General features: G+C 47.6%; 24 protein-coding genes. 12 read left to right on the top strand and 12 right to left on the bottom strand.

Annotation, left to right across the window (positions count from 1 at the left end; translation table 11 throughout):
• Complete coding sequence (locus tag D0C16_RS10240; RefSeq protein WP_151032293.1) at positions 1 to 699, bottom strand: spondin domain-containing protein; 699 nt, start codon at positions 697 to 699, stop codon at positions 1 to 3.
• Positions 700 to 1,084: 385 nt separating this feature from the next.
• On the opposite strand from D0C16_RS10240, the gene D0C16_RS10245 reads away from it, so the two are divergent.
• From D0C16_RS10245 to D0C16_RS10265, 5 genes are read left to right on the top strand one after another with little or no spacing between them, the layout of a single operon-like run.
• Positions 1,085 to 1,555 (top strand): YHS domain-containing (seleno)protein, encoded by a 471-nt coding sequence (locus D0C16_RS10245; RefSeq protein WP_151032294.1) that lies wholly within the window; start codon positions 1,085 to 1,087, stop codon positions 1,553 to 1,555.
• 60 nt (positions 1,556 to 1,615) lie between these two features.
• Positions 1,616 to 1,906, top strand: a complete 291-nt coding sequence (locus tag D0C16_RS10250) for a DUF2282 domain-containing protein (RefSeq protein ID WP_151032295.1) — start codon at positions 1,616 to 1,618, stop codon at positions 1,904 to 1,906.
• 31 nt (positions 1,907 to 1,937) lie between these two features.
• Positions 1,938 to 2,855: a DUF692 domain-containing protein gene (locus tag D0C16_RS10255; protein ID WP_151032296.1), complete on the top strand. Its 918-nt coding sequence runs from the start codon at positions 1,938 to 1,940 to the stop codon at positions 2,853 to 2,855.
• Positions 2,848 to 3,633: a DNA-binding domain-containing protein gene (locus tag D0C16_RS10260; RefSeq protein ID WP_151032297.1), complete on the top strand. Its 786-nt coding sequence runs from the start codon at positions 2,848 to 2,850 to the stop codon at positions 3,631 to 3,633. Before D0C16_RS10255 ends, D0C16_RS10260 begins: the two co-directional genes overlap by 8 nt.
• Positions 3,630 to 4,070, top strand: a complete 441-nt coding sequence (locus D0C16_RS10265) for a DoxX family protein (RefSeq protein WP_151032298.1) — start codon at positions 3,630 to 3,632, stop codon at positions 4,068 to 4,070. Before D0C16_RS10260 ends, D0C16_RS10265 begins: the two co-directional genes overlap by 4 nt.
• A gap of 66 nt (positions 4,071 to 4,136) precedes the next feature.
• On the opposite strand, the gene katG is transcribed toward D0C16_RS10265, so the two are convergent.
• From katG to D0C16_RS10285, 4 genes are all read right to left on the bottom strand, one after another.
• Positions 4,137 to 6,341, bottom strand: a complete 2,205-nt coding sequence (katG, locus tag D0C16_RS10270; RefSeq protein WP_151032299.1) for a catalase/peroxidase HPI — start codon at positions 6,339 to 6,341, stop codon at positions 4,137 to 4,139.
• Positions 6,342 to 6,611: 270 nt separating this feature from the next.
• Positions 6,612 to 8,549 (bottom strand): potassium transporter Kup, encoded by a 1,938-nt coding sequence (locus tag D0C16_RS10275; protein WP_151032300.1) that lies wholly within the window; start codon positions 8,547 to 8,549, stop codon positions 6,612 to 6,614.
• 89 nt (positions 8,550 to 8,638) lie between these two features.
• Entirely contained in the window at positions 8,639 to 9,376 is a 738-nt protein-coding gene (locus D0C16_RS10280) for a response regulator (protein ID WP_151032301.1), read from the bottom strand.
• The gene (locus D0C16_RS10285; RefSeq protein WP_151032302.1) at positions 9,373 to 10,878 is read right to left on the bottom strand and encodes an ATP-binding protein; all 1,506 of its coding nucleotides are present in this window, start codon (positions 10,876 to 10,878) and stop codon (positions 9,373 to 9,375) included. Before D0C16_RS10285 ends, D0C16_RS10280 begins: the two co-directional genes overlap by 4 nt.
• Positions 10,879 to 10,989: 111 nt before the next feature.
• Between D0C16_RS10285 and D0C16_RS10290 the strand changes: the two genes are divergently transcribed.
• A complete protein-coding gene (locus D0C16_RS10290) occupies positions 10,990 to 11,370 on the top strand; it encodes a type II toxin-antitoxin system RelE/ParE family toxin (protein ID WP_151032303.1) in 381 nt (126 codons plus the stop codon).
• Positions 11,354 to 11,668, top strand: coding sequence for a DNA-binding transcriptional regulator (locus D0C16_RS10295; protein ID WP_151032304.1), 315 nt, complete (start codon positions 11,354 to 11,356; stop codon positions 11,666 to 11,668). The genes D0C16_RS10290 and D0C16_RS10295 overlap by 17 nt, the downstream gene beginning before the upstream one ends.
• A gap of 36 nt (positions 11,669 to 11,704) precedes the next feature.
• On the opposite strand, the gene D0C16_RS10300 is transcribed toward D0C16_RS10295, so the two are convergent.
• Complete coding sequence (locus D0C16_RS10300; protein WP_151032305.1) at positions 11,705 to 12,895, bottom strand: amino acid aminotransferase; 1,191 nt, start codon at positions 12,893 to 12,895, stop codon at positions 11,705 to 11,707.
• A 162-nt stretch (positions 12,896 to 13,057) separates the two neighbouring features.
• Here D0C16_RS10300 and cobT point away from each other — a divergent pair, with 162 nt between their 5' ends.
• Genes cobT through D0C16_RS10320 form a run of 4 tightly spaced genes read left to right on the top strand, consistent with a single transcriptional unit; the run spans position 13,058 to position 16,014 of the window.
• Positions 13,058 to 14,092 carry a nicotinate-nucleotide--dimethylbenzimidazole phosphoribosyltransferase gene (gene cobT / locus D0C16_RS10305; RefSeq protein WP_151032306.1) on the top strand — a complete coding sequence of 345 codons (1,035 nt, stop codon included), beginning with the start codon at positions 13,058 to 13,060 and terminating at the stop codon, positions 14,090 to 14,092.
• Entirely contained in the window at positions 14,089 to 14,832 is a 744-nt protein-coding gene (locus D0C16_RS10310; RefSeq protein ID WP_151032307.1) for an adenosylcobinamide-GDP ribazoletransferase, read from the top strand. Before cobT ends, D0C16_RS10310 begins: the two co-directional genes overlap by 4 nt.
• The gene (cobU, locus tag D0C16_RS10315) at positions 14,829 to 15,347 is read left to right on the top strand and encodes a bifunctional adenosylcobinamide kinase/adenosylcobinamide-phosphate guanylyltransferase (protein WP_151032308.1); all 519 of its coding nucleotides are present in this window, start codon (positions 14,829 to 14,831) and stop codon (positions 15,345 to 15,347) included. The genes D0C16_RS10310 and cobU overlap by 4 nt, the downstream gene beginning before the upstream one ends.
• 55 nt (positions 15,348 to 15,402) lie before the next feature.
• The gene (locus D0C16_RS10320; RefSeq protein WP_151032309.1) at positions 15,403 to 16,014 is read left to right on the top strand and encodes a histidine phosphatase family protein; all 612 of its coding nucleotides are present in this window, start codon (positions 15,403 to 15,405) and stop codon (positions 16,012 to 16,014) included.
• A gap of 73 nt (positions 16,015 to 16,087) precedes the next feature.
• Here D0C16_RS10320 and D0C16_RS10325 read toward each other — a convergent pair whose 3' ends face one another.
• The 3 genes from D0C16_RS10325 to D0C16_RS10335 are packed head-to-tail and all read right to left on the bottom strand — an operon-like array spanning position 16,088 to position 18,581.
• A complete protein-coding gene (locus D0C16_RS10325; RefSeq protein WP_151032310.1) occupies positions 16,088 to 17,233 on the bottom strand; it encodes an ATP-binding protein in 1,146 nt (381 codons plus the stop codon).
• On the bottom strand, positions 17,233 to 18,102 hold the full coding sequence (locus D0C16_RS10330; protein WP_151032311.1) for a lipopolysaccharide assembly protein LapB: 870 nt from the start codon (positions 18,100 to 18,102) through the stop codon (positions 17,233 to 17,235). Before D0C16_RS10330 ends, D0C16_RS10325 begins: the two co-directional genes overlap by 1 nt.
• Positions 18,099 to 18,581 carry a hypothetical protein gene (locus D0C16_RS10335; RefSeq protein WP_151032312.1) on the bottom strand — a complete coding sequence of 161 codons (483 nt, stop codon included), beginning with the start codon at positions 18,579 to 18,581 and terminating at the stop codon, positions 18,099 to 18,101. The genes D0C16_RS10330 and D0C16_RS10335 overlap by 4 nt, the downstream gene beginning before the upstream one ends.
• 164 nt (positions 18,582 to 18,745) lie before the next feature.
• Here D0C16_RS10335 and D0C16_RS10340 point away from each other — a divergent pair, with 164 nt between their 5' ends.
• The gene (locus D0C16_RS10340) at positions 18,746 to 20,167 is read left to right on the top strand and encodes an MATE family efflux transporter (protein WP_151032313.1); all 1,422 of its coding nucleotides are present in this window, start codon (positions 18,746 to 18,748) and stop codon (positions 20,165 to 20,167) included.
• A gap of 84 nt (positions 20,168 to 20,251) precedes the next feature.
• Here D0C16_RS10340 and D0C16_RS10345 read toward each other — a convergent pair whose 3' ends face one another.
• From D0C16_RS10345 to D0C16_RS10355, 3 genes are all read right to left on the bottom strand, one after another.
• The gene (locus D0C16_RS10345) at positions 20,252 to 20,632 is read right to left on the bottom strand and encodes a hypothetical protein (protein ID WP_151032314.1); all 381 of its coding nucleotides are present in this window, start codon (positions 20,630 to 20,632) and stop codon (positions 20,252 to 20,254) included.
• 446 nt (positions 20,633 to 21,078) lie between these two features.
• Positions 21,079 to 21,516, bottom strand: a complete 438-nt coding sequence (locus D0C16_RS10350) for a hypothetical protein (RefSeq protein WP_151032315.1) — start codon at positions 21,514 to 21,516, stop codon at positions 21,079 to 21,081.
• A gap of 176 nt (positions 21,517 to 21,692) precedes the next feature.
• Entirely contained in the window at positions 21,693 to 23,279 is a 1,587-nt protein-coding gene (locus tag D0C16_RS10355) for an IS1182 family transposase (RefSeq protein WP_151032316.1), read from the bottom strand.
• Between the last annotated feature and the right edge of the window lie 64 nt (positions 23,280 to 23,343).

A 23,343-nucleotide genomic window follows, 5' to 3' on the forward strand; every position in this document is an offset into this window, starting at 1 on the left:
TTATTTAACCGTGAGGGTTACACGCGCAACCGGGTTTAACCAGCGCTGGCTGGATGCATTTATGTCACTGGTTCCGCCGCCAAGGTTGTGATCACCCAATACACCGCGATGAATATGTACGAAACCCTCAGCGGTAGTAGCAACGCCTGTTCCCCCCTTGCCTACCAATGCTTCCAATGGTGGTGGAACTGGCATCCCTGCCATGCCTTTGGCACCACTTCCACGTATTTCGTCGTTCGCTTCGGTTCCCGCGTCATAGGCATTTAACAGATAGGTATAAGTGCCCGGTTGCGTGGGCAAAGTGAGGTTGTTGAGTGCGACAAAGCCATCATTCGTTGGCAGCAGCATCGCCGCAATCGACAAGCGTGTATTAGCGACGCCCGGATCACCTAAATCAGCCATGGTGTATTTACCTGGCATTAGCAAACCGGCAGCAGGGTTGACGATATTTTTTGCGCCCGCTGCGACAAAGTCGGCGTCAAGGCCACTGATATCGCCCCCTTCGGCCATTGTTTGCAAGTTCGCAGAGGCCGGCATTCCGCTGGTAAACAGCGTTGCCGCGGCGGGATGTGCGGAAACTAAAAGAGGGGTGAAATAGGTTCCGTGAGTCAGGTTTTCAATTTTTACGCTGTACTCGACAGCAAAGGTTGATGAGGCAAGTGTGAATGCGATTAAACCAGCGAAAAGTTTCTTTTTCATAGTGCGCTCCTGTGAATGTTATTAGCACAGGTAGATTGCCCACAGAATCAGGGGCAATCATCACACGCATATCACAAAGTTATCACGTTTCTATCCCGACACTTATTTCCACACGCATTTCAACTTATCGCTGCAAGCTCAGTTCAACGGATAGCGGTTCGCCTATTTCTACCGCTACGCGCGCGGATAGCCGAATCGCTGCTTAGGTCAGCAGGCTCAATAAACCGGGTAACAATAAATGGCGTTAGCCCAACCAGTGCGCCGTTATTATTTCAATTTTGGGAACAATCAATTGCAAATTTTAGGTATTCAACACCAAATTGATCATTGGCAATATGACTCCTGTGCAGTTAGCACTCACCGTAAATTAATCTGGAGATCAAAAATGTCTAGCTCAAAAACGTTCAAAACTTTTCTTATTGCTGTAGGTATTTTTTTAACGGGTCACAGTTTTGCTGCTGACTCGGATGCAAATGCCGATGCAAACGATGTAGCTATCCATGGCTACGACACTGTTGCTTATTTCACTAAAAGCACACCAACCCAGGGCACAACTCAATTTACTGCAACATACAAAAACACCATTTATCAATTTGTAAGTGCAGAGAATCGCGATAAGTTTCGCGCCGCTCCTGAAAAATATGCACCACAGTTTGGCGGTCACTGTGCAATGGGTGTAGCGCTGAATAAAAAATTGGATGTAGATCCAACGGCGTGGCGAATTGTTGAAGGAAAACTCTACTTGAACTTGAACAAACAAGTTCAGGAAAAATGGTTATCCGATGTTCCGGGCAATTTAAAAACCGCTTATGAAGTATGGCCAACCATTAAAGACAAACCGGCTGCTTCACTGTAATTAACACACATTGCTCTGCTGAAATAATTCAGCAGAGCCCTGCCAAAAAGGAAACATTCTATGAAACAGCAATTAATTATTGCCTCCGCGCTCGCCGCTGTATTGGCGGCCGGCTTGAGCAGCCCAAGCTTTGCGGATAACAGCGGAAAGGAAAAGTGCTACGGAATCGCGAAAGCGGCGCAAAATGACTGCGCCAACCTGAGCGGCTCACATTCCTGTGCAGGTATGGCAACGACAGATAATGACCCGGGTGAATGGATGTTAGTGGCCAAAGGAACTTGCGAAAGTCTGGGCGGACTTTCAAAAGAGCAAGCAGAGATAAAACTGAAGCAACAACAATCCGCTAAATAATTTTATCGTTCCCTGTTTAGGATCAGAAATCATGACTACGTTTACTCAATTACCAGGGCGACGCCTGAGCCCACACGCAGTAGGTGTTGGTCTACGTAGTCAACACTACCAAGCCGCACTCAACCATGAAAATCCATCACCATCATTACTACCGGATTTTGTTGAGGTTCACGCGGAAAATTTCTTTGCTCGCGGTGGGCTAGCGGCCAAGGTGTTGGCCGATGTACGCGAACAATATGCGCTGAGCATTCACGGAACCGCGCTTGGGCTAGGTTCTTACGCGGGGGTATCCGCGAAACACTTGGCAAATATCAAGCAACTCAATGAACACTTCGATCCACTGCTATTTTCTGACCACGCCGCCTTTACCCTTGCGGATATTAATGGCCAGTCAATTCACAGCGGTGATTTACTACCCGTAGAATTTACCGAAAAATCGCTCGTTGCATTTGAGCGAAACATTAACCAGGTTCAAGACGCATTAGGACGAATAATTTTATTGGAAAACATTTGCAGCTACGTACCGGCAGATTGGTTTTCTTCGCATTCCAGTGAGTACAGCGAGCCGCAGTTTCTGGTAGAAATTTGTAAACGAACAGGCTGCGGCCTGCTCATCGACCTGAACAATCTGGTTGTTAATGCAGTTAACGAACAAGAAAAACAAATTGATCATTACACCTACAATTGGTTATGCCAAATTCCTCCTGAGTATGTGGGTGAATATCACCTCGCCGGCTGTGCAGCGGTCGAACCCGGAGAAATTATGGTGGATGACCATAGTGAAGAAGTGTCGCCACCGGTTTGGAATGCCTATGAACAGGCACTAACGCTAATTGGTCCGCGCCCGACATTACTGGAGTGGGATACACAACTTCCCACCTGGGAGAAATTATTGCAGGAAGCGAAAAAAATTCGCGAATTTGCGCAGCAGGCCTTACATCATGAATGAGGCAAACACACCCAACGCGCAAGAGGCCTTGTTGAAGGCAATCTGTAGCCCCGGTCTTTCACTTAATCCACGCATCGCGGTGTATCAACGCAATCGTTGGGCCCAAGCTGAACGAGCGCTCGCCATTAGTTTTCCAACTGTTGCTAAATTGCTCGGAGAGGGATTTAGTGGACTCAGTCGTGAGTTTCTACTCGCCTATCCCAATCGATTTTCCGACTGGGGCGAATGGGGAGAAGAATTATCAGAGTTTATTGCGAATCAAATTTCCACTTCGCACCTAGCCTATTTGCCCGAATCCGCGCTCCTGGATTGGTGCATTCACGGTGTGGAGCGCGCCGAGAGCACCGGGTTTGCGAGTGCATCGATTACCCTGCTCAGCGAGCTGAATCCGGCGCAGATCGGAATTAAATGCAATACCAACATTCGTTTTCTATGGACTTACCACCCTGCGTTTGAAATCTGGAAAATGCATCAAGAGGATGAAGACTTTTCAGAATGGTCGGAAAGAGCGCGGGAAAAGTTAGCCGCCCCCAGTGCATCACCGGCATGCATACTTATTTCACGTCCATATTGGAAAGCTACCCTAACGCCAATTCGCCATAGCGAATACACATTCATAAGCTCGATTTTAAGAGGCAACTCGTTACTCGTCGCACTCACCGACGTAGAAAACACAGACTTTGATTTTACCTCCTGGCTGCCCAACGCCCTAACCAATGGCTGGATCGCAGAATTTTATCCATTACCAACCCACGCTTTAAAGGATCGCATCTCATGATTATCAATCACTACTATCATTTTGAACAAAAGCTAGCGCCCATTCTGGCGGTCAGCAAACGTTTTTTTAATCTGCTCATCCGGCTTTACATTGCTCAGATTTTTTTCCGTTCCGGGCTAACCAAGCTGCGCGATTGGGATTCAACGCTATTTCTATTCGAAGAGGAATATCAGGTTCCGCTACTGCCTCCGGAAACGGCGGCGTATCTCGGCACAGGCGGTGAACTTTTGTTCCCGATCTTATTAGCATTGGGCTTATTCACCCGTTTTGCCGCTTCAGGATTGTTTGTCGTAAACCTGGTTGCAGCCCTGAGTTTACCTGACCTATCAGCCACAGCATTGCTACAACATGGCATATGGTGCGCGGGGACTGTGTATATCATCCTCCACGGCGCTGATAAGCTTTCCATCGATTTTTTGCTGAAAAGACGGAATTAAATTGGATTTTTTCACCTAAAAAGAAAAGCCCGGCGTTTAACCGGGCTTTTGCTTTTTTGTTACTCATTATTTCAAATCAAAACGATCCGCATCCATAACCTTCACCCAAGCCGCCACAAAGTCTTTTACAAACTTCTCGCGGTTATCGTCCTGCGCATAAACTTCAGCGTAGGAGCGCAGAATTGAGTTGGAACCAAATACCAAATCGACGCGGGTTGCAGTCCACTTCACATTGCCAGATTTGCGCTCAACAATGTTGTAGCTGTTTTTACCGGTAGGTTTCCACTGGTAGGCCATATCGGTCAGGTTCACGAAAAAGTCATTGCTCAATACGCCGACTTTATCGGTAAATACGCCATGTTTGCTGCCACCGTGGTTGGTGCCGAGTACACGCAGTCCGCCGATTAACACCGTCATTTCCGGTGCGGTTAAGCCCATTAACTGCGTGCGATCGAGCAACATTTCTTCCGGTTGCGCTAGATAATCTTTTTTCACCCAGTTGCGGAAACCGTCGTGAATTGGCTCAAGCGGAGCAAAGGATTCAGCATCGGTTTGCGCATCAGTAGCATCGCCGCGACCGGCTGCAAAAGGCACAGTGATATTTACGCCCGCATCTTTCGCCGCTTTCTCAACCGCTGCACTGCCGCCCAGTACAATCAAATCGGCGATACTGACTTTTTTGCTTAATCCGGATTGGATTCCGGCTAATACGCCCAACACTTTTTGCAAACGTGCAGGCTCATTGCCTTCCCAATCTTTTTGCGGCGCTAAACGAATGCGCGCACCGTTGGCACCGCCGCGGAAATCCGAACTGCGGAAAGTACGGGCGCTATCCCACGCAGTTGCAACCAATTCCGACACACTTAAACCACTGGCGAGAATTTTTGCTTTCAAATCGGCAACTTCGGCATCGCTCAGGGTGTAATCCACTTTCGGGATTGGGTCCTGCCAAATCAAATCTTCAGCCGGTACATCGCTGCCCAAGTAGCGAGCTTTTGGCCCCAAATCGCGGTGTGTCAATTTAAACCAGGCGCGCGCAAATACATCCGAAAAATAGGCTTGATCGTTGGCGAAGCGCTCGGAAACTTTGCGGTATTCCGGGTCCATCTTCATCGCCATATCGGCGTCGGTCATCAAGGGCATACAGCGAATGCTGGGGTCTTCCACATCGCGTGGCATGTCTTCTTCTTTGATGTTGACCGGTTTCCACTGCCATGCGCCGGCTGGGCTCTTGGTCAGTTCCCAGTCGTGATTCAACAGCATTTTGAAGTAGCCGTTATCCCATTGGGTGGGGTTAGTGGTCCAGGCACCTTCGATACCGCTGGTCACAGTGTCGCGGCCAATACCGCGGGTTTTGTGGTTCATCCAGCCCAAGCCCTGCTCTTCAACATCGGCACTTTCTGGATCTGGCCCGAGGTTGGCAGCATTGCCGTTACCGTGGGCTTTACCCACCGTGTGTCCGCCAGCAGTCAGGGCGACGGTCTCCTCGTCATTCATCGCCATGCGCGCAAAAGTCACACGCAAATCTTGCGCGGTTTTTAATGGGTCTGGATTGCCATCTACGCCTTCAGGATTTACGTAGATCAAACCCATCATTACAGCAGCTAAAGGATTTTCCAGATCGCGCTGACCCCCTTGCTCTGATGAAGAGTAGCGAGTCCCCTCACCACCGCTTTTCGCCAGCCATTCTTTTTCCGAGCCCCAGTAAATATCTTTTTCCGGATGCCATATATCGGCGCGGCCACCGGCAAAACCAAAGGTTTTTAATCCCATTGACTCGTAGGCCATATTGCCTGCGAGGATCATCAAATCAGCCCAGGAAAGCTTATTGCCGTATTTCTTTTTGATCGGCCACAAAATGCGGCGGGCTTTATCCAGGTTGCCGTTATCCGGCCAGCTATTTAACGGAGCAAAACGTTGGTTGCCGGTACCTGCACCACCGCGACCATCGGCGGTGCGGTAGCTACCGGCCGAGTGCCACGCCATACGGATCATCAAACCGCCGTAGTGCCCCCAGTCAGCGGGCCACCACTCCTGCGAGTCGGTCATCAGGGCTTTAAGGTCATTTTTAACGGCTTGCAGATCGAGCTTTTTGAACTCTTCGGCGTAATCAAAATCAGCGCCGAGCGGATTGGTTTTGCTGTCGTGTTGAGAAAGGATGTCAAGGTTAAGTGCATTCGGCCACCAAGCGGTATTGGATTGACCAGTAGCAGTCACGCTGCCGTGGGAAAATGGGCACTTACCGCTCGATTTGGGTTGGTTGTTATCCATTGCTTGCTCCAGTGTTGATGATCTTTAAGACAAGACAACCTTAGCCCAAACCCTATCAATTAGTTAAATTTATATTTAATAACAAACTAATAGCAAATTTTAATAATTGGTGCAGAGCCACGTTTTTACCGGGTTTCAGGTGGGCGCTAGAAGCAAGGATTGTTAGCAGGAAATGTTTAATTTAAAAAAAATCGATGACCCTGGAGTCAATTTCAAATGCTCAAGGGCAAACCTACACACGATTCGCCCTTGTACAGCAGAGTGGCGGGATTAGATTTGCACCCGAGTTCCCAGCTCAATCACCGCGTTATCGGGTAAACGGAAAAACTCCACTACGCCGCCGGCATTGCGAGTCATGGCTGAGAATAACCGTTCGCGCCAAGGTGCCATACCGCTGCCGGGCGTAGAGACAATTGATTCTCGACTCAAAAAATAACTGGTTTGGAAGTGTGGCACCACTAATCCGTGCTGCTCACATAATTTCAGTGCACGCGGCACATCGGGCGCATCCATAAAACCAAAGGTCAAGGTTACTCGCCAGAAACTATTACCCAACACTTCCATCTGTATACGCGACGCTTCGCTAACCCAGGGCTCGTCAGCAAACTGCACCGTGAGAATTAAATTGCGCTCATGTAAAACCTGATTGTGTTTTAAATTGTGTAGCAATGCCTGAGGCACAGTGGAGCCATCAGCCACCATATAAATCGCGGTGCGCGCGGCACGCTGGATTTCTTCCGGGCGCAAGGTTTGCAAAAAAGGTTTCAACTCCACGCCCTCGCGGTGAATAGTCTGCATCACAATCGCACGGCCGCGCTGCCAGGTACTCATAATTAAAAATAACAGCGCGGCGACGAGCAGCGAAAACCAGCCGCCATCAAAAAATTTCAGTGCGCAACCCGCAACCAGGAAAATATCCAGCGCGAAAAAAAACACAGTTGCGCCCAACGCGATTGGCAAGGGTAACTTCCAGCGACCACGCACCACAAAAAATGTGAGCAGTGTCGTGGTCGCCATAGTGACCGTCACCGCAATACCGTAAGCACCCGCAAGGCCAGATGAACTTCCAAAAAATAACACCACAGCAATAACGCCCAGCAATAACATCCAATTGACCGCCGGCATATAGATTTGCCCAGCCTCACGCGCGGAGGTATGCAGCACCGCCATGCGTGGCAAAAACCCCAACTGAATCGCCTGGCGTGTCATTGAGTAAGCGCCGGAAATAACAGCTTGCGACGCAATAATTGCAGCGAGCGTGGCGATAATCAGCGCAGGCCAAATTAACGTTTGCGGAAACAATTTATAAAATGGATTGGCGATCGCTGCGGGATCCGCCAAGAGCAGTGCCCCTTGCCCCATATAATTCAACGCGAGCGATGGCAACACTAAAAAAGTCCAGGCGATTTGAATCGGCTTGCGACCAAAGTGGCCCATATCGGCATAGAGCGCTTCTGCACCGGTGAGCGCCAGTACAATTGCACCTACCGCCGCAAACACGAACCATCCGCGTCCCGTCATAAATTGCCAAGCCTCCAGCGGATTTAACGCCGTGAGAATCATCGGCTGCGCCATAATGTGAGCAACACCGGATACCGCCAGCATTAAAAACCATACAGTGACAATCGGCCCAAATACTTTTCCCATAACCCCCGTACCAAAACGCTGCACCAGAAACAAACTGATTAAAATCGCGAGCGTAATTGGCACAACCAAAGGCTTGAGTGCGGGGGTTGCTACTTCCAAACCTTCCATGGCCCCCAACACAGAAATGGCCGGCGTGATAATGCTATCGCCATAAAACAGCGTTGCACCAAATAGACCGATTAATAAAATTCCGCGCCGTAAATAAGGTTGCTTACTCACCGTTTGTGCAGCGAGCGCCGTGAGTGCGAGCGAGCCACCTTCACCGCGATTGTCAGCACGCAGAATTAGCAGCACATATTTAATCATCACCACCAACATCAACGCCCAAAAAATGGTAGAGATAGCACCAATAATATGTTGCGCATCCAAGGGTACACCGGTGGCCGGCGCAAAAATTTCTTTTACGGTATAGAGAGGGCTGGTGCCAATATCACCATACACCACGCCGATGGCCGCCAGGCTGAGTGCGGCGAGACTTTGTTTGGCGGGCGTTGTGGAATGAAGCAGCGCCGATTCGGCAGCGCTCGCTAGTGATGAAGTCGATACGGAAGAGTCTGTCATAACAACTACCTGTGTAATATGCAGTGGGCAATGAATACACAGGCAGTATGTACAAGGCGATATCAGGATCGCATAAGTATGAACTTTAATTACGCTGAACCAGGCGTAATATCAGTAGCATCTAACAAACGATAACCAATACCGGGTTCCGTTAATAAAAATTCAGGGCGCGCGGGGTTTTGTTCCAGCTTTGCGCGCAGCTGCCCCATATACAAACGCAAATAATGGGTGTGATCAATAAATTCCTGACCCCACACATCCAGCAGTAATTGGCGGTGATTTACCACCTGCCCGGCACTGCGTACCAAACGCGCTAATAAGTTAAATTCAGTGGGAGTGAGATGAATGGCCGCGCCATTTTTAGTCACACTGTGATTGGCCAAATCGACAGACAATGCCGCATATTCATAGCGAGTAATAGCGGGGCGAAGATGTGCGCCGCGATGCCGCATCGCAACGCGAATACGGGCCAATAATTCACCGATACTAAAAGGCTTTACCAAATAATCATCGGCACCGGCATCAAGCAAATTAATTTTTTGGTCGTCGGCTTCACGTGCGGAAATAATAATGACCGGCGTATTCTGACGGCGACGTAAACGATTCAAAAATTCGCTACCATCGCCATCAGGTAATCCCAAATCCAGCAGGATTAAATCAAACGCCGGGGTTTTATGTTCACCGTCCAGCTGTGTTTGCCCATAGATTGCATGGGCTTCCGACAAGCTTGCAGCAGTAATAACGTCATAACCTTCCACTATCAATGACGAGCGAAGGGCTCCTCGCAGTTCGCGATCATCTTCCACTAACAATAAACGCAAACTCATCGAGGTTCTCCGGAAATCGCCGGTTGCGTGTGCAAGGGTAAGCGGCACTCAAAACGTGAACTCTGAACAGCACTCGCGTGTATAAATTCCCCACCATGGGCACGCGCTATCGCCTGACAGAGTGCAAGGCCAATCCCCGCGCCCGATTGACGATGATCGCCACGCTGAAAATTTTCCAGTAATTGTTCAAAATCATTTTGCACAATTCCTAGGCCCTGATCTTCCACAACGAGCACCAACGTTTGTTGATCTGCGCGTGCGATTAATTTTATTGCGCCTCGCTCAGGTCCGTACTTAAATGCGTTATCGATTAAATTTTCCAACAGCTGCGCCAACAATAATGCATCGCCCCAGATCAACGGCATATCTGGTTGTATCCGGGTTTCAATCCGCGCGTGATAATCCGCAGGAACACGCTGCAAAACACTGCCAATAATTTCTTCGGCGGATTGCCAATCCGCGTTAATCGCGGCACCAACGGCTTTAATTCCATCTAATCGGGCGAGCTGCAACATATTACTGGTCTGGCGACGCAGTCGATCTGCTTCATTCAAAATGCATTGTGTTAATTGGCGGCGCTGCTCCTGATGCAAACGCTCATCCTGTTCCAATAACGATGAGGCCGCGCCCATAATAGTGGCGAGCGGTGTACGGTAATCGTGAGAGATGGCCGCGAGAAAAGTAGTGCGCAAATTTTGCGCTTGCACTTGATCGCGCGCACGCTGTTCGCGCTGCAACATGTATTGCCGTTCCAAGGCAGCGCCCATTTGATCGCACAGCGCTTGTGCCTGCGCAAAGTGTTCAGGTTGTTCAATCAAACTCGCCGCTAACATCGCTGCACCACCAGCCTGATTTCTGCCACGCAACGGCAAATAAATATTTGCCAATTCCTGGTAACGCCCAGTGCCAGGCCCAATAGCCTGGTTATTGTCACGGCAGTAGTGCAATGCATCGCACTGCTCCTTAGTTAATTGTGTTGCGCCATTTGTTAAGGGTACGGTATCACCGGTGTTATCCAACGCGATAAAAACCGGCGCTCCATTAAGCTGTGTCAAGAGTTGTTGTAACTCGCCCACTAATTCAACCGGTGCCTGCGCATCACGCAATCGCTCTCCCCAGCGACGCAGTGCATCAGCAGCATCCGCATGAGCCTTTGCACGGCGAGTTTGTTCACGTAGCGATACCATTAAACCCGCCACAATCGCATTCACCACCAACAGCGCCAGCAACAAAAACGCGTGCTGGTACAAATCAATCGCAAAGGTCCCACGCGGTGGTACAAAGCTCCAATTAAATGCCATCAATGCAATGATGCTCACAACCAGCGTGAGGCTTAAGGGTAACCATAGTGCGGCAATAGCCGATGTCAGCACCAACACCAGGCTCAAATTGGCCAAATCAAAATGCTGATCCAGCAACAGCAACACGCACCAGCCTAAACCCCAAATGGCAAGACCGGTGGCAGAGCGCTGCAAATAGTGACGGGAGAAGAATCGGTTCATAGGCGAGAGCTTAGCAGCCTCGCCGTTAGGAGGGCATAAGGATTTAATCGGGTTGCAAAACTATATCACCAGATGATACAGTTTTTAAACGGAAGATAATGGATTTAAGCCATGGATAGACTTTTTAAAACCAGAACATTCAACCGCTGGTGCGCTACGGAGCTGACAGATCAAGCACTTTGCAATGCTGTTAATGAAATGAAACGAGGACTTATTGATGCGCGACTGGGTGGGGATGTTTTTAAAAAGCGTATTGCCATTCCTGGACGGGGAAAGCGCGCTGGAGCAAGAACATTAATTGCCACCCACCTGAAGGATCGCTGGTTTTTTATTTTTGGATTTAATAAAAATGAGCGCGACAATATTTCTCCCCACGAACTGAAATATTTGCAGCAACTCGCGCAAGATCTTTTAGCAATGAATGATCTGGAATTAAAAAAAGTTCTGCGTACAGGTGAACTGCTGGAGATACATTATGAAGAAGCACAATAGCCGTTTACTGGATGAATTACAGGAAACCGCAACGGGGTTACACAGGGCTGGCGTTATTAGCGCTCGTCGTATGAATGAATACCAGCAATTGCGCAACCTGGAAGTACGGGAAATATCCCCGCAACAAATTAAAGCCTTGCGTTTGCGCGAGCACCTCAGTCAAGCAGTATTGGCTGCCGTGCTCAACGTAAGTACATCTGCACTACAAAAATGGGAGTCTGGCGATAACAAACCTAATGGTTCTTCCTTGAGATTATTAAATATCATCGAAAAAAAAGGCCTGGAGGCAATCCTCTAGGCCTTTTTCATACTGCTTGATTCTGAGCCCCGGCTATTAAAGTACTGCCACTATCGCCTTGGCTACGTAATCCATTTTTTCCGTGGTGAGACCGGCAACGCTGATACGGCTGGTATCAGTCATGTAAATGCTGTAGTCGCCTTTCAGTTTGCGTACCTGCTCTACTGTTAAACCTAAAAACGAAAACATGCCGCGCTCCTGGGCGATAAAACTGAAATCGCGCGCTTGCTGCAAACCGTTTAAGGATTGCACCAGATGGCTGCGCAAACCGGCGATGCGTTGGCGCATTTGGGTGAGTTCGTTTTGCCATACCTGGGTGAGTTCATCGCTGTGCAGGATGATATCTACAATGGTCGAGCCATGTGCAGGTGGCATGGAGTAAATACCGCGCGCAACATTCAATAATTGGCTGAAACCGGCATCGGCTTGTAGGGTATCGGCAAACACCAAGCTCAGGCTGGCCGCGCGCTCGCGGTACAAGCCAAAGTTTTTGGAAAAGGAGTTGGCAACGATCATTTCCGGTACACGGTTCGCCAACATACGCAGGCCGTAGGCATCTTCTTCCAAGCCTTCACCAAAGCCCTGATAGGCCATATCCACAAAGGGGATAATACCGCGCTCAACCAGCACATCGGCCACCTGATCCCATTGCGCGCGGGTCAGATCCGCACCACTGGGGTTGTGGCAACAGGCGTGCAGCAATACCAGATCACCGCGTGGAATTTCATTGAGCGTTGCCAACATCGCAGTGAAATCGATGCTGTGGCTCGCATAGTCGTAATAGGGATACTCGCGCAATTTCAAGCCGGCGGAACCGAGCAGTGGGATATGGTTGGCCCAGGTAGGAGTGCTCACCCACAAATTTGCGCCAGGTTTGGCCCGTTGAATCAGCTCGGCGGCTACACGCAGGGCACCGCACCCACCGGGTGCCTGCACAGTGCGCACACGCCCCGCCTCCACCGCCGGGTGGCCCGCGCCAAACACCAAACGGGTCGATACTTCATTCGCACCTGGAACTCCCGCCGGCGGCGTATACGCTTTGGTGGTATCGCGCGCAATACGCAGTTTTTCCGCTTCGGCCACGGCTTTCATAATCGGCGTAACGCCAGCATCGTTCTTATATACACCGACACCCAGATCAACCTTGTTGGGGTTAGTGTCATTAGCGTAGGCGATACTCAACCCCAAAATCGGGTCATTGGGCAGCAGGGGCAGAACTTCAAACATGGCAGGCTCCGAATTCAGAGGGAAACAAATAAGCACGAAGGGATAAAAGCGGCGCGATTATACGCCGAGTTTTGCGCGGCGCACCTAAAAGCTCACGAGTTTTAACCATTCCCTGGCAATGAATGTGCTAACTTGCCGGGCTGGAAAAAAAGGAACCGGATTATGACTATTGAATGGCAAATCAACCCGTTAAATACCCAACTGATCCCGCAAATACAAAACCACATCGACCAAAAAACCAAACCCCTGGGTGCCTTGGGCCAACTGGAAGCGCTGGCCCTGCAGATTGCACTTATCCAGGAACACAAGCGCCTGAGTATTGAACGCCCACTAATGCTGGTATTTGCCGCTGACCACGGTATTGCGGATGAAGGTGTCAGCATTGCCCCCAGCAGCGTTACCCAGCAGATGGTGAAGAATTTTCTCGCCGGCGGCGCGGCCATTAACTGTTTCTGCCGCACCAATCACCTGCCGTTAAAAGTGATCGATGCCGGTATTAAATACGCGATCAACCCGGAGCCATCCGCCTTGATCAACCAGCGTATTGCAGCCGGCACACGCAACCTGGCCCAGGAACCGGCAATGACCGAAGCCCATGCGCGTCAGGCACTACTATTCGGCCAATTGCTGGCCGAACAGGAAATAAACGCTGGCTCAAACTTACTCGCCTTTGGCGAAATGGGAATTGGTAACAGCAGCTCCGCCGCCGCGATTCTGGCCGCCATTAGTGACGAACCGGTAGAAAAATGTGTGGGTCTGGGCACCGGCATAAATGCGGACCAACTCAGCAAAAAAATTGAATTGGTAAAACAAGGTGTAGCGCGCGTGCGCGATAAATCACCACTGAATATCCTGGCTGAATTGGGCGGCTTTGAAATTGCACAAATTTGCGGTGCTATGCTCGCTACCGCGCAAGCTAAAAAAATTATTTTGGTGGATGGCTTTATTGTTACAGCTGCCGCATTGCTCGCCGTACAATTTAACCCCAACGCACGCGACTATATGATTTTTGCCCATGAGTCGCACGAAGCCGGTCACCAATTAATGTTGAAATTACTCAACGCGAAACCATTGTTAAATTTGGGCTTGCGTTTAGGTGAAGGCACAGGCGCGGCACTGGCATTGCCACTGATTCAATCGGCAGTGACTTTTTATAATCAAATGGCAACGTTTGAAAGCGCAGGCGTGAAAGTTTGAAAAACCAACTCAATTTATTTTTTCTCGCACTCGGCTTTTTTAGCCGCATTCCCATGCCTGCCTGGGTGGACTATTCACCAGAAAAACTTAACCAATCCAGCCGCTATTTAACCCTGGTGGGCTGGTTACTTGGAGCATTAGTTGCCGCAGCATTCTTTGTCGCGCAACAACTATTTCCCGAAACCATTAGCCTGTGGCTGGCGATGAGCTTCAGTCTGTTACTCACAGGCGCTTTCCATGAAGATGGCTTGGCAGATACTGCTGATGGTTTTGGTGGCGCATTTGCGCGCGAGAAAAAACTCGCCATAATGAAAGACAGCCGCATAGGCACTTACGGTGCATCCGCATTGGTCATGGCATTAATCGGAAAATATTTATTATTAAGCGAAAACAACGACATTATTGTTGCATTGCTTATCGCCTACCCACTTTCGCGCGCAACAGCGGTTAGCCTGATTGCCGATATGCAGTATGTAACGGATAACGACACCAGCAAAAGCAAGCCACTCGCCAATCGATTAAGCAAATTTGATTTAAGTATTTTGTTGCTCACCGCCCTGCCCGCGTTGTTATTTTTGTCACCGACGCATGCTTGTGCTTTACTCACAGCATTAATAACAGTGCGCCTATTGGCAAAGTGGTATTTAAACCAGCAAATCGGTGGCTACACCGGCGATACGCTTGGCGCAGTACAACAAGTCAGTGAATTAACAATTTACGGAACGTTACTCGCATTATGATCCAGCTTATTCTTGGCGGTGCCCGCTCCGGCAAATCGCGCTATGCAGAACAACTCGCCATCAACACACACAAACCTGTGTTGTATATCGCCACTGCCACCGCATCGGACGCAGAAATGGCCGCACGTATCGCCCATCACCAACAACAGCGTCCAAGCGAATGGCAAGTGCGCGAATGCTCGCTTGATTTAGTTACCGTATTAAAAGAAGAAGTGCAAAAACCGCAAACCATTTTGGTGGATTGCCTGACACTTTGGCTCAACAATCAGCTGTTTCATTTCCCCAAACAAGATTTTTCGGCGTTATTTGATTCGTTGGCAGAAACGATTAAATTCCCTACGGCGGATATTATTTTTGTCGCCAATGAAGTCGGCCTTGGCATAATTCCGCTCGGCGAAATTAGCCGCACCTTTGTCGATGAAGCGGGCCGCCTGAATCAAAAAATCTCGCAGGTAGCCGATAGCGTATTTTTTATTGCAGCAGGTCTGCCCCTTCAATTGAAAGGCAGCAATTAAAAAGCGGTAATTTAAGCGCAGCAATTAAAGAACCGCGATTAAAAGAGGTGCAACCATGAGCAAACGCATAATTACCCTGATTCGCCACGGCGCAGTGGATGGCCCAGCCGCGCTTTACGGCCATACAGATATTGCCTGCAGCACGCAAGGTCTGAAGGAGTTAGATCACAATATTCATGCATTGCACCAACTAACTCCAGTAAGCCATATTGTGTGTTCACCACTAATTCGCTGCGCACGCCCAGCAAAAGCATTTTCGCTCGCGCAACAACTACCACTGCAAATTCTCGACGAACTCAAAGAAATGAATTTTGGCCACTGGGATGGTATTCCATTTGACTATTTCACCGAGCAACACTGGCAAGCCATAAGCCAGTTCTGGGAAACACCCGCAACGGCCCATGCACCTAACGGAGAAACATTGCAAGACTTTGCCGAGCGGGTTATTCGCGGCTGGCAAAAAATTCACAGCGAGACCAGCACAGCACATCAATTGGTGATCTGTCACGGCGGTGTGATACGGATTATTATCGCGCATATCCTCAACCTGGATTGGTGCAATGCCAGCTTGTTCCGGCAATTGAATATTGCCTATGCCAGCCAAACCCGTATTGAAATTGCAGACCATCCAGCAGCATTGCCAATGATCCAGTGGATAGGAAAGTAACAATTAAAGGGCTCCACACCTAAATAGCAGCCTGCGGAGCTCTTTATAAATCAAACTTAAAACGGATAATACGTTAATAAAGCTTAGCCGAACGTAAATACGCTTCAACATCCTTATACACACCACCTGCATTTCCGTACTTAACTAAATTGCCGGCTGTTTTCAACCAATCTAATGTAGTTGGTACAATTCGATCCACCGCTTTAATAAAGTCTTCCTGACGCAATTCACGTACTTGCTGGCTAGAGGATATATCATCGATAACAATATCTTTAGCCTCTTCAATCAAACCATCCATATCTGCGCCGGAAAAATATTTGCATAAGCGTACCACTTCCAAATAGTTCAGTGGCTCACAGGGAACGTCCACTAATTTAATTTTTAATAATTCAGCCTTGGCGTCATCGTCCAACGGTGGCACAAAAATTTGTCGATCAAATCGCCCGGGGCGCTTCATCGCATCATCAACATCCCAAGGCATATTGGTTGCACCCAAAATCAACAATTGATCATTGTTAGCACTGGCGCCATCCAACTGACTGAGAAATTCATTAACCAATGTGCGCGTACAATCGCTATTTGCCTTTGATCGGGAATACGCTAATGCATCCAACTCATCAAAGAAAATCACTGCTGGCTTTGAACTGCGTGCACGTTCAAAAATACTTGCCAGTTGAGCTTCACTTTGTCCAATATACATATTTAAAATATCACTAATGCCAACCGCATAAAACGCAGCCTTGCATTCGGTAGCAATAGCTCTGGCAATCATCGTTTTACCACAACCGGGCGGACCATATAACAATATTCCACCGCCCGTTTTCTTTTTAAAGCGCTCAAACAATCCAGGATTTATAAACGGATCAATTATTTTTCGTTTGATAACTTTTTTTACTTCCGACATTCCAGCAATATCGGCAAACCTAACTGAATTACCGCTGGCGATACTAATTACATTGGACCTATCCGGTAATGAATGATTACTAACAAGTGCCAGTTTGGCTGGCGTTTTTTCAGCAACGGCAGGTTTGACTAACTTATCCAGTTCACGTAGGTATTCAGGGTTGTTCGGACTCTGTTTGCACAACAGTTCTAGTTGCACTTTCGCGTCGGCAATTTTTTCAGCCTCCAACAAAGCTTTAGCAAAATTAAATCGCAACTCCTCATTAAAGGGATCGACCAATAATTGTTCGCTCAATTTTATTAAGAAATCACTCATCAAATACCTCTGAATTTAATCCAACGGCCAATAATGGGCGCGTGTATCCATGAATAAACAGCCCACAGCAAATAGGCGATCACTATATAACCCATACCAGGAACTGCTGAGTGTCGATCGACTTGTAGTAATACAATAAAGCCAACCCAGGTCCCCATCGCAGCGGGCCAGCCAAATCGGTTGATATGCCATAAGGGCAGCGCTGACCAATGAGTTAGTCGGCGCAAATCAATAGCGACCTCAATCAGGGAAGAGTCACTTGGGTTTTTACGAATCAACTCCTGCACCAACGTCAGCGCGGATTTAAACTGCTTTCTATCTATCAGCACCATTAATAATAATCGCAGGTAACGCTCACTCTCGGGATTATCTTGCAACAAACTTTGCAGTTGCACTTGTGCATTGGATAACTTCCCAGCCACCAGATTTAATAACAAGTCAACTATTTTGGCATTATTATTTTCCGGGTCTATGCGCAAGGCCTCATTGCATAAAAGTCTGGACTTTTTCACATGAAATGTAATGAGCATCAAGCGAGCATAATCACTGAGGAAATCTGCACTACGTGGAAATGATCGAATTAGCAGAATAATTATCTCTTCCGCATCCTCGTAAAATTTTGCGCTTTCAAGGAGCTTATAGCGAATATGCAACAACTGAATATCGTCAGGAGCCAACGACAATCCACGTTCAGTTAGCTCAAGGCCATAATCCTCATCATCTTCCAACCAGGCAATATAAGCTGCCCAATAGAACAAATGGGCATTACCTGGCTCCTGCGCCATTGCCGTAGCAATTTCCTGCTTTGCAAGGGAATATCGCCGCATTTGAATGAGCGAATAGATTTCCGAATAATTAACATCGCTCATAATCCCACCCCTGGAATAATGATAAAAAGGGCCTTATTCAAAACATAACCAAAGAAAACTGCGCATGCGCCCGCAACCCAAGGGGACGGAGCGCCGTCAGCTACTAATTCGCCGACTCGAAAATAGTCCTTTAACGCCAAATACATTAGCCCACACAATCCAACTGCAAACAGAGTACTGATCAGATCTGCTGATTTACCCGAGCTCGACCGCAAGTTCAAAATCTCAGGCCATCCATGCATCAACAACCAGAATAAAACACCATAGGTTATCAAGGCCAATGCCAGACACCCTAGGTACAAATACAATTTATTCCCCAGCTGATGAATTTTGTGAGCCCCCCACATGGAAAATAAAACCATAGCCAGTGGGCCGCCAAAAAAACCCACGATTACGTGAGAACCAGCTGAATAAAGGGTACCCGTCGGGGTTCGCTTATTTAAACTAGGTTGAAGCAAAGCCTCCAACTGATCTGACATATTGCACCTTTTCATAACCTTGGAAATAAGAGTGGGCTAGAATAGCTGAATTTAGCGAACTCGAAAAATAACTTTTCGTGTTCCTAAACCCATCGAACTCCAAGCCTATTCTACTGCCAAACGCAGCTAGCGTATGATTCCACTATTTATCGAATGATTGGACAATGACAGAGCACTCAGCTTCACCACAAGAATTGCCAAACCATCAACTTAGCCTTCTCGCTAGGATTCTGCTGGAGTGGAAACAACTCGCATTACTAGGCGCACCTATTTTAATCGCACAATTGGCGCAAATGGCTAATGGTGTAATAGACACTGTCATGGCCGGGCACGCCAGCGCGGAAGATTTAGCTGGTGTGGGTATTGGCACCAGCTTGTGGGTGCCAACCCTGTTATTTTTTGCCGGCATTCTCGGCGCTATGCAACCCACCATTTCAGGGCACCGCGGCGCCGAAGAATGGCAAAAAATTATGCCCACCTGTTGGCAAGGAATTTATATTTCTTTGGTTGGAATGGTGTTAATGATTTTATTTTTAACCCATTTGCAACCAGTCCTCGAATTGCTGCAACTGGATGAAAAAACGGCATTCGTTGCCGACGGCTATTTAAAAGCCTTTGCATGGGGCGTGCCCGCACTTTTATTATTAACAGCGTTGCGCGGCCTAACCGATGGGCTTGGGCACACGCAAGTGATTATGTTTTTCTCACTCCTGAGTACTCTGCTCAACTTGCCGCTCAATTACATATTCATTTACGGTTTTGATTTCGCGGTATTTCAATTACCCGCCATGGGTGGCATTGGCTGCGGCTGGGCTACCAGCATCTCCAACTGGGCGGCAACGGCTGGCTTATTGATCTATTTAAACACCAGCAAGATTTATCAACAATTTCATCTGCTCGCCAATTGGGTGGCACCGGCACGTGTGGAAATAAAACGCCTATTAAAGCTCGGCTTGCCCATTGGCTTGAGCAGTTTTATTGAAGTCAGTATGTTTTGCATGATTGCCTTGTTTCTCGCACCGCTAGGGGCGCAAACGGTGGCGGGTCATCAAATAGTGTTGAATGTCATTTCACTGATTTTTATGTTACCGCTTAGCATGTGCATCGCACTCACACTGCGCATCAGTTTCCTGGTAGGCGCGCAAGACCAGGATGAAGCGCGCCTGCTCGCTCGCAGCGCACTGTTATTGGCTGCCGCTATTGGCTGTACCAACGCATTAATTCTATTCATAGGTCGCGACTGGCTCGCCAGCCTTTATACTTCAGACATAGCTGTACAAAAAATTGCTGCACAATTATTTGTACTGGGTGCACTTTTTCAAATCGCCGACGTTATCCAGGTGACGATGATGGGGGTACAACGCGGCTATAAAGATACAAAAATTCCAATGATTATTATGCTGGTTTCCTTCTGGGGAATATCGCTACCCTTGGGCTACACCCTCACCTTCAAAGACTGGATTACCGCACCGATGGGCGCCCCCGGTTTTTGGACGGCATTAATTCTTGGTTTAATTTGCGCTGCGACTTTATTAACGGTGAGGATGATTAAATTTAAAGCCGTCAACCACGTGAACCATGGTTAACCATTGTGTTGCACATTCGCAGATTCACAGTCCGAGATTTGGCGTCGTAATAAGTAGCCCGCGGGCTGTGCTAAATTAATAGAGCTATTCTTCAGACAGCGAAGCAGACGGACCGAATTCGATTTCTACTGCTATACGCACCAAAGCGGGATAGGCGAACCAATACTGCCGCCTTAGGGCATCTTTCACAAACTCTTTACCAAAAGACTCAGCATAGAAACTTTGCTCATGACTACAGAGTCGATCCCGATCTATTGCTATAAGTTGGCGACGATGCTTTTTCATTAGCCCCTTAAACTCTCCAAGGGTACGAATACCCAACGCCGCCAACTCTGGAACCAATTCATCAAATGAAGCCGTTCCATAATCGTTTTTCTTTGGAAAGAGCTTCGACATTTCAAATTGAATAATACAACCGGTAAGCGGTGATATATTTTTTCTTTGACGCGAAGTGATGTATTTCATTCCCCAAGACCGCTTTCTTCAACGAATTTGAAGTTGGATTTTTTGGTAAGGTGAGTAACGCTAAACCACAAAGACGCTAGTCGAGTAGACCAACGGAACCTCCCCGTCAGTCCCTCACAGAACCGTACGTGACACTCTCGCGTCATACGGCTCTTGTTATTCCAGGTAATAGCAATTTATTTACTACAACTGTGCATTGATTGTTGAATCCTACCTTGCGGTTGTTGATTCAACCAAGGTATCTCTGAGGACAGCTGTACTGTGCAAATTGTGTCTACGATTTGTCTCGCGGTCTTGACGCCGATTATCCCCGAGCTTGAACTATTCAAACAACTCTGCAAATTCACTAAGCTCAAAGCCGCAGGTTTTTTCGTTATACGTTTCTAAAACCATAGAATCACCGTGACAATTGGGATCTGCGATGCTGCAACGATTGTTAGGCATTTTCAAAATATTTCAGGGTTAATTTCAACAGGTATTGGCTCGAGAAAGTTCACCTCATAAACCCGTTTAAATAGACCTTTCTTTTTTAGCTTAAATGGAAAATATATATACCTAGAAAAACCATTACATTCCAACTGAACCCTTACTCCATCAGTAGCAGCAGGTTCATATTTTGCAGGAATGTTTACATTACAGGCAATTGCAGCAGCTAATATTTCCGACTTCGCAACTTGTTGTGAAAACGCCTCTATAAGAAGCTTATATAGCTCAACTGAATTTGGATGTTCACTGCCGTTGTGCGCACCCACAGCACCAACTTCATTATGCATATTTAATACAGCACCGAATGGATAAAATTCACCAGAATCTTTAAGCATGATTTCCGCAAATTCTTTGCAATAAACTAATAATTCATTTAGCTTTTCAGGAGATATATTCATTTTTTCATTTGCCTAACGAAGCCGTAGAAAAACCCAATAACCACTGAATTTACTTACAGCTAATTGATTAATAATTAATTAGCCAACTTTGCCTAACTGTTCTTGGATTTTCAATTGCTCTTATTCATTAATTGCGTTGCGCTTTGAAAAAGCGAGTTGTTTGCCTATATTCGTTCTTATTTTCGCTTCGCGTTGGTCAAATCACCATAATTCGCGAGCTTTTCTATATTGTGGATCATACAAAACAACTGCCATTGCCCCTGAACTTTGGCTTTGCCACGTAGACTGAAGCGCTTTAGCCCTTTGTTTGTGCCGATATTAGCGAACACAGGCTCAACCGTGGACATGCGATGACTATAAACCATTTTGCCAAATTCGCTATCGACCCGAGACTTCATCCATTCGGTATATTTGTTTTTGGTTTCCTTATCAATAATAAAGGACACCTGCCGCCCATGCCCGGTTCGATCATTGGCTGAATCCGGGTTTTGCATGCACTGTTCCTTTAGCGGGCATACCCGACACTTACTGAGCCTTCCCTCAAAATACAACTTTTGATGTTTGCCATAACGATCCGTCCCTTCGCGCTTTAACCACATGGTTTCCCCTGCTGGGCAAATGCAGGTTTTTGTCGATGCATCAAAGTGGAATTCACTAGCCGGAATGACTTCTTTATAACGGGTTTTGATTTTCTTGATGGGCTTGCGCTTGCCATATTTCGCTTTCTGCTCAGCAAATTTGGGATCGCGGCTGCGAAAATTATTATCTGGAATATAGGCATTAATTTTATGGGTGTAGAGGTATTCCATATTGGCCTCATTAGCAAAGCCGGTGTCCGCTGTAACCAGTGTCTGCTTGCGATAGATATTGTGCGCAATTTTCAGTTTTTGGTACCGCACCTTAATACTTTCAATAACAGGCTGTAAGGTGTGGTGTTCCTGGCCCGCGCCAAAAGCTTGCGCATCAATAATGATCTGGTGCTTTTTATCAACTGCTGCAATACCGTTGTAACCCTGGATGGTACCTTTGCTGGTCGTCATCTTGGCTGATTCATTATCGGTAATATTGCTTTTTACTTCAGTCGGCCGTTTCGCCTGCCCCATCCGTGGGGCTGCTGTCTTTAGGAATTTATCAATCTTATCGTGCGCTTTACTTAAGGTTTCGATTGTCTGGGCGGTGCGTTTTTGCTTTTCTGCATCGGCAGATTCGGTTTTATCGATACGTCTGTGCTCCCGCATATGGTGCCGAATCAACTTTTTTAATTTGGCGCGTTTCTGCTGCAATTCTTTAAATGTTCCCGACCATTCCTTGGAGGCGTTAGAGGACATTTTGCAACCATCAATCGCAAACAGCTCATTGCCCAATAATCCTTGCTCATGACACACCAACAGAATTTGTTCGAACAGCGCTTCAATCGCTTGCGGATGACTACTGATAAAACTGGCGATAGTAGTGAAATGAGGAACGGTATCGCAAGAAAGCGCTTTAAAAATAATATTGTTCGTACAGCACCACTCAATTTCGCGGCTGGACGTAATACCTTTGGAGTAAGCGAACAACACAACACTGAGTAAAATGGCAGGGTTATACGCAGGCCTACCGCCATCTTTGTTGTTGTAAGCGTAATCAAAGATAGAAAGATCGAGCTTTTCATGAATCAAGTAATGAATAGCGTGCTCGAAGGTGCCGGGTTGCAACTGGTCGCGAAAATTAATCACCACCATCGCATTTTGATCATGATTGTAAGGAATAAACTTTGGCATAAGCGCACTCCTGAGGGGATGCGCCATTTTAACGAAAAACAATCGATTTTTGGGGTTTTTCTAC

The sequence above is a fragment of the Cellvibrio sp. KY-GH-1 genome (assembly GCF_008806975.1).
Lineage (GTDB): Bacteria > Pseudomonadota > Gammaproteobacteria > Pseudomonadales > Cellvibrionaceae > Cellvibrio.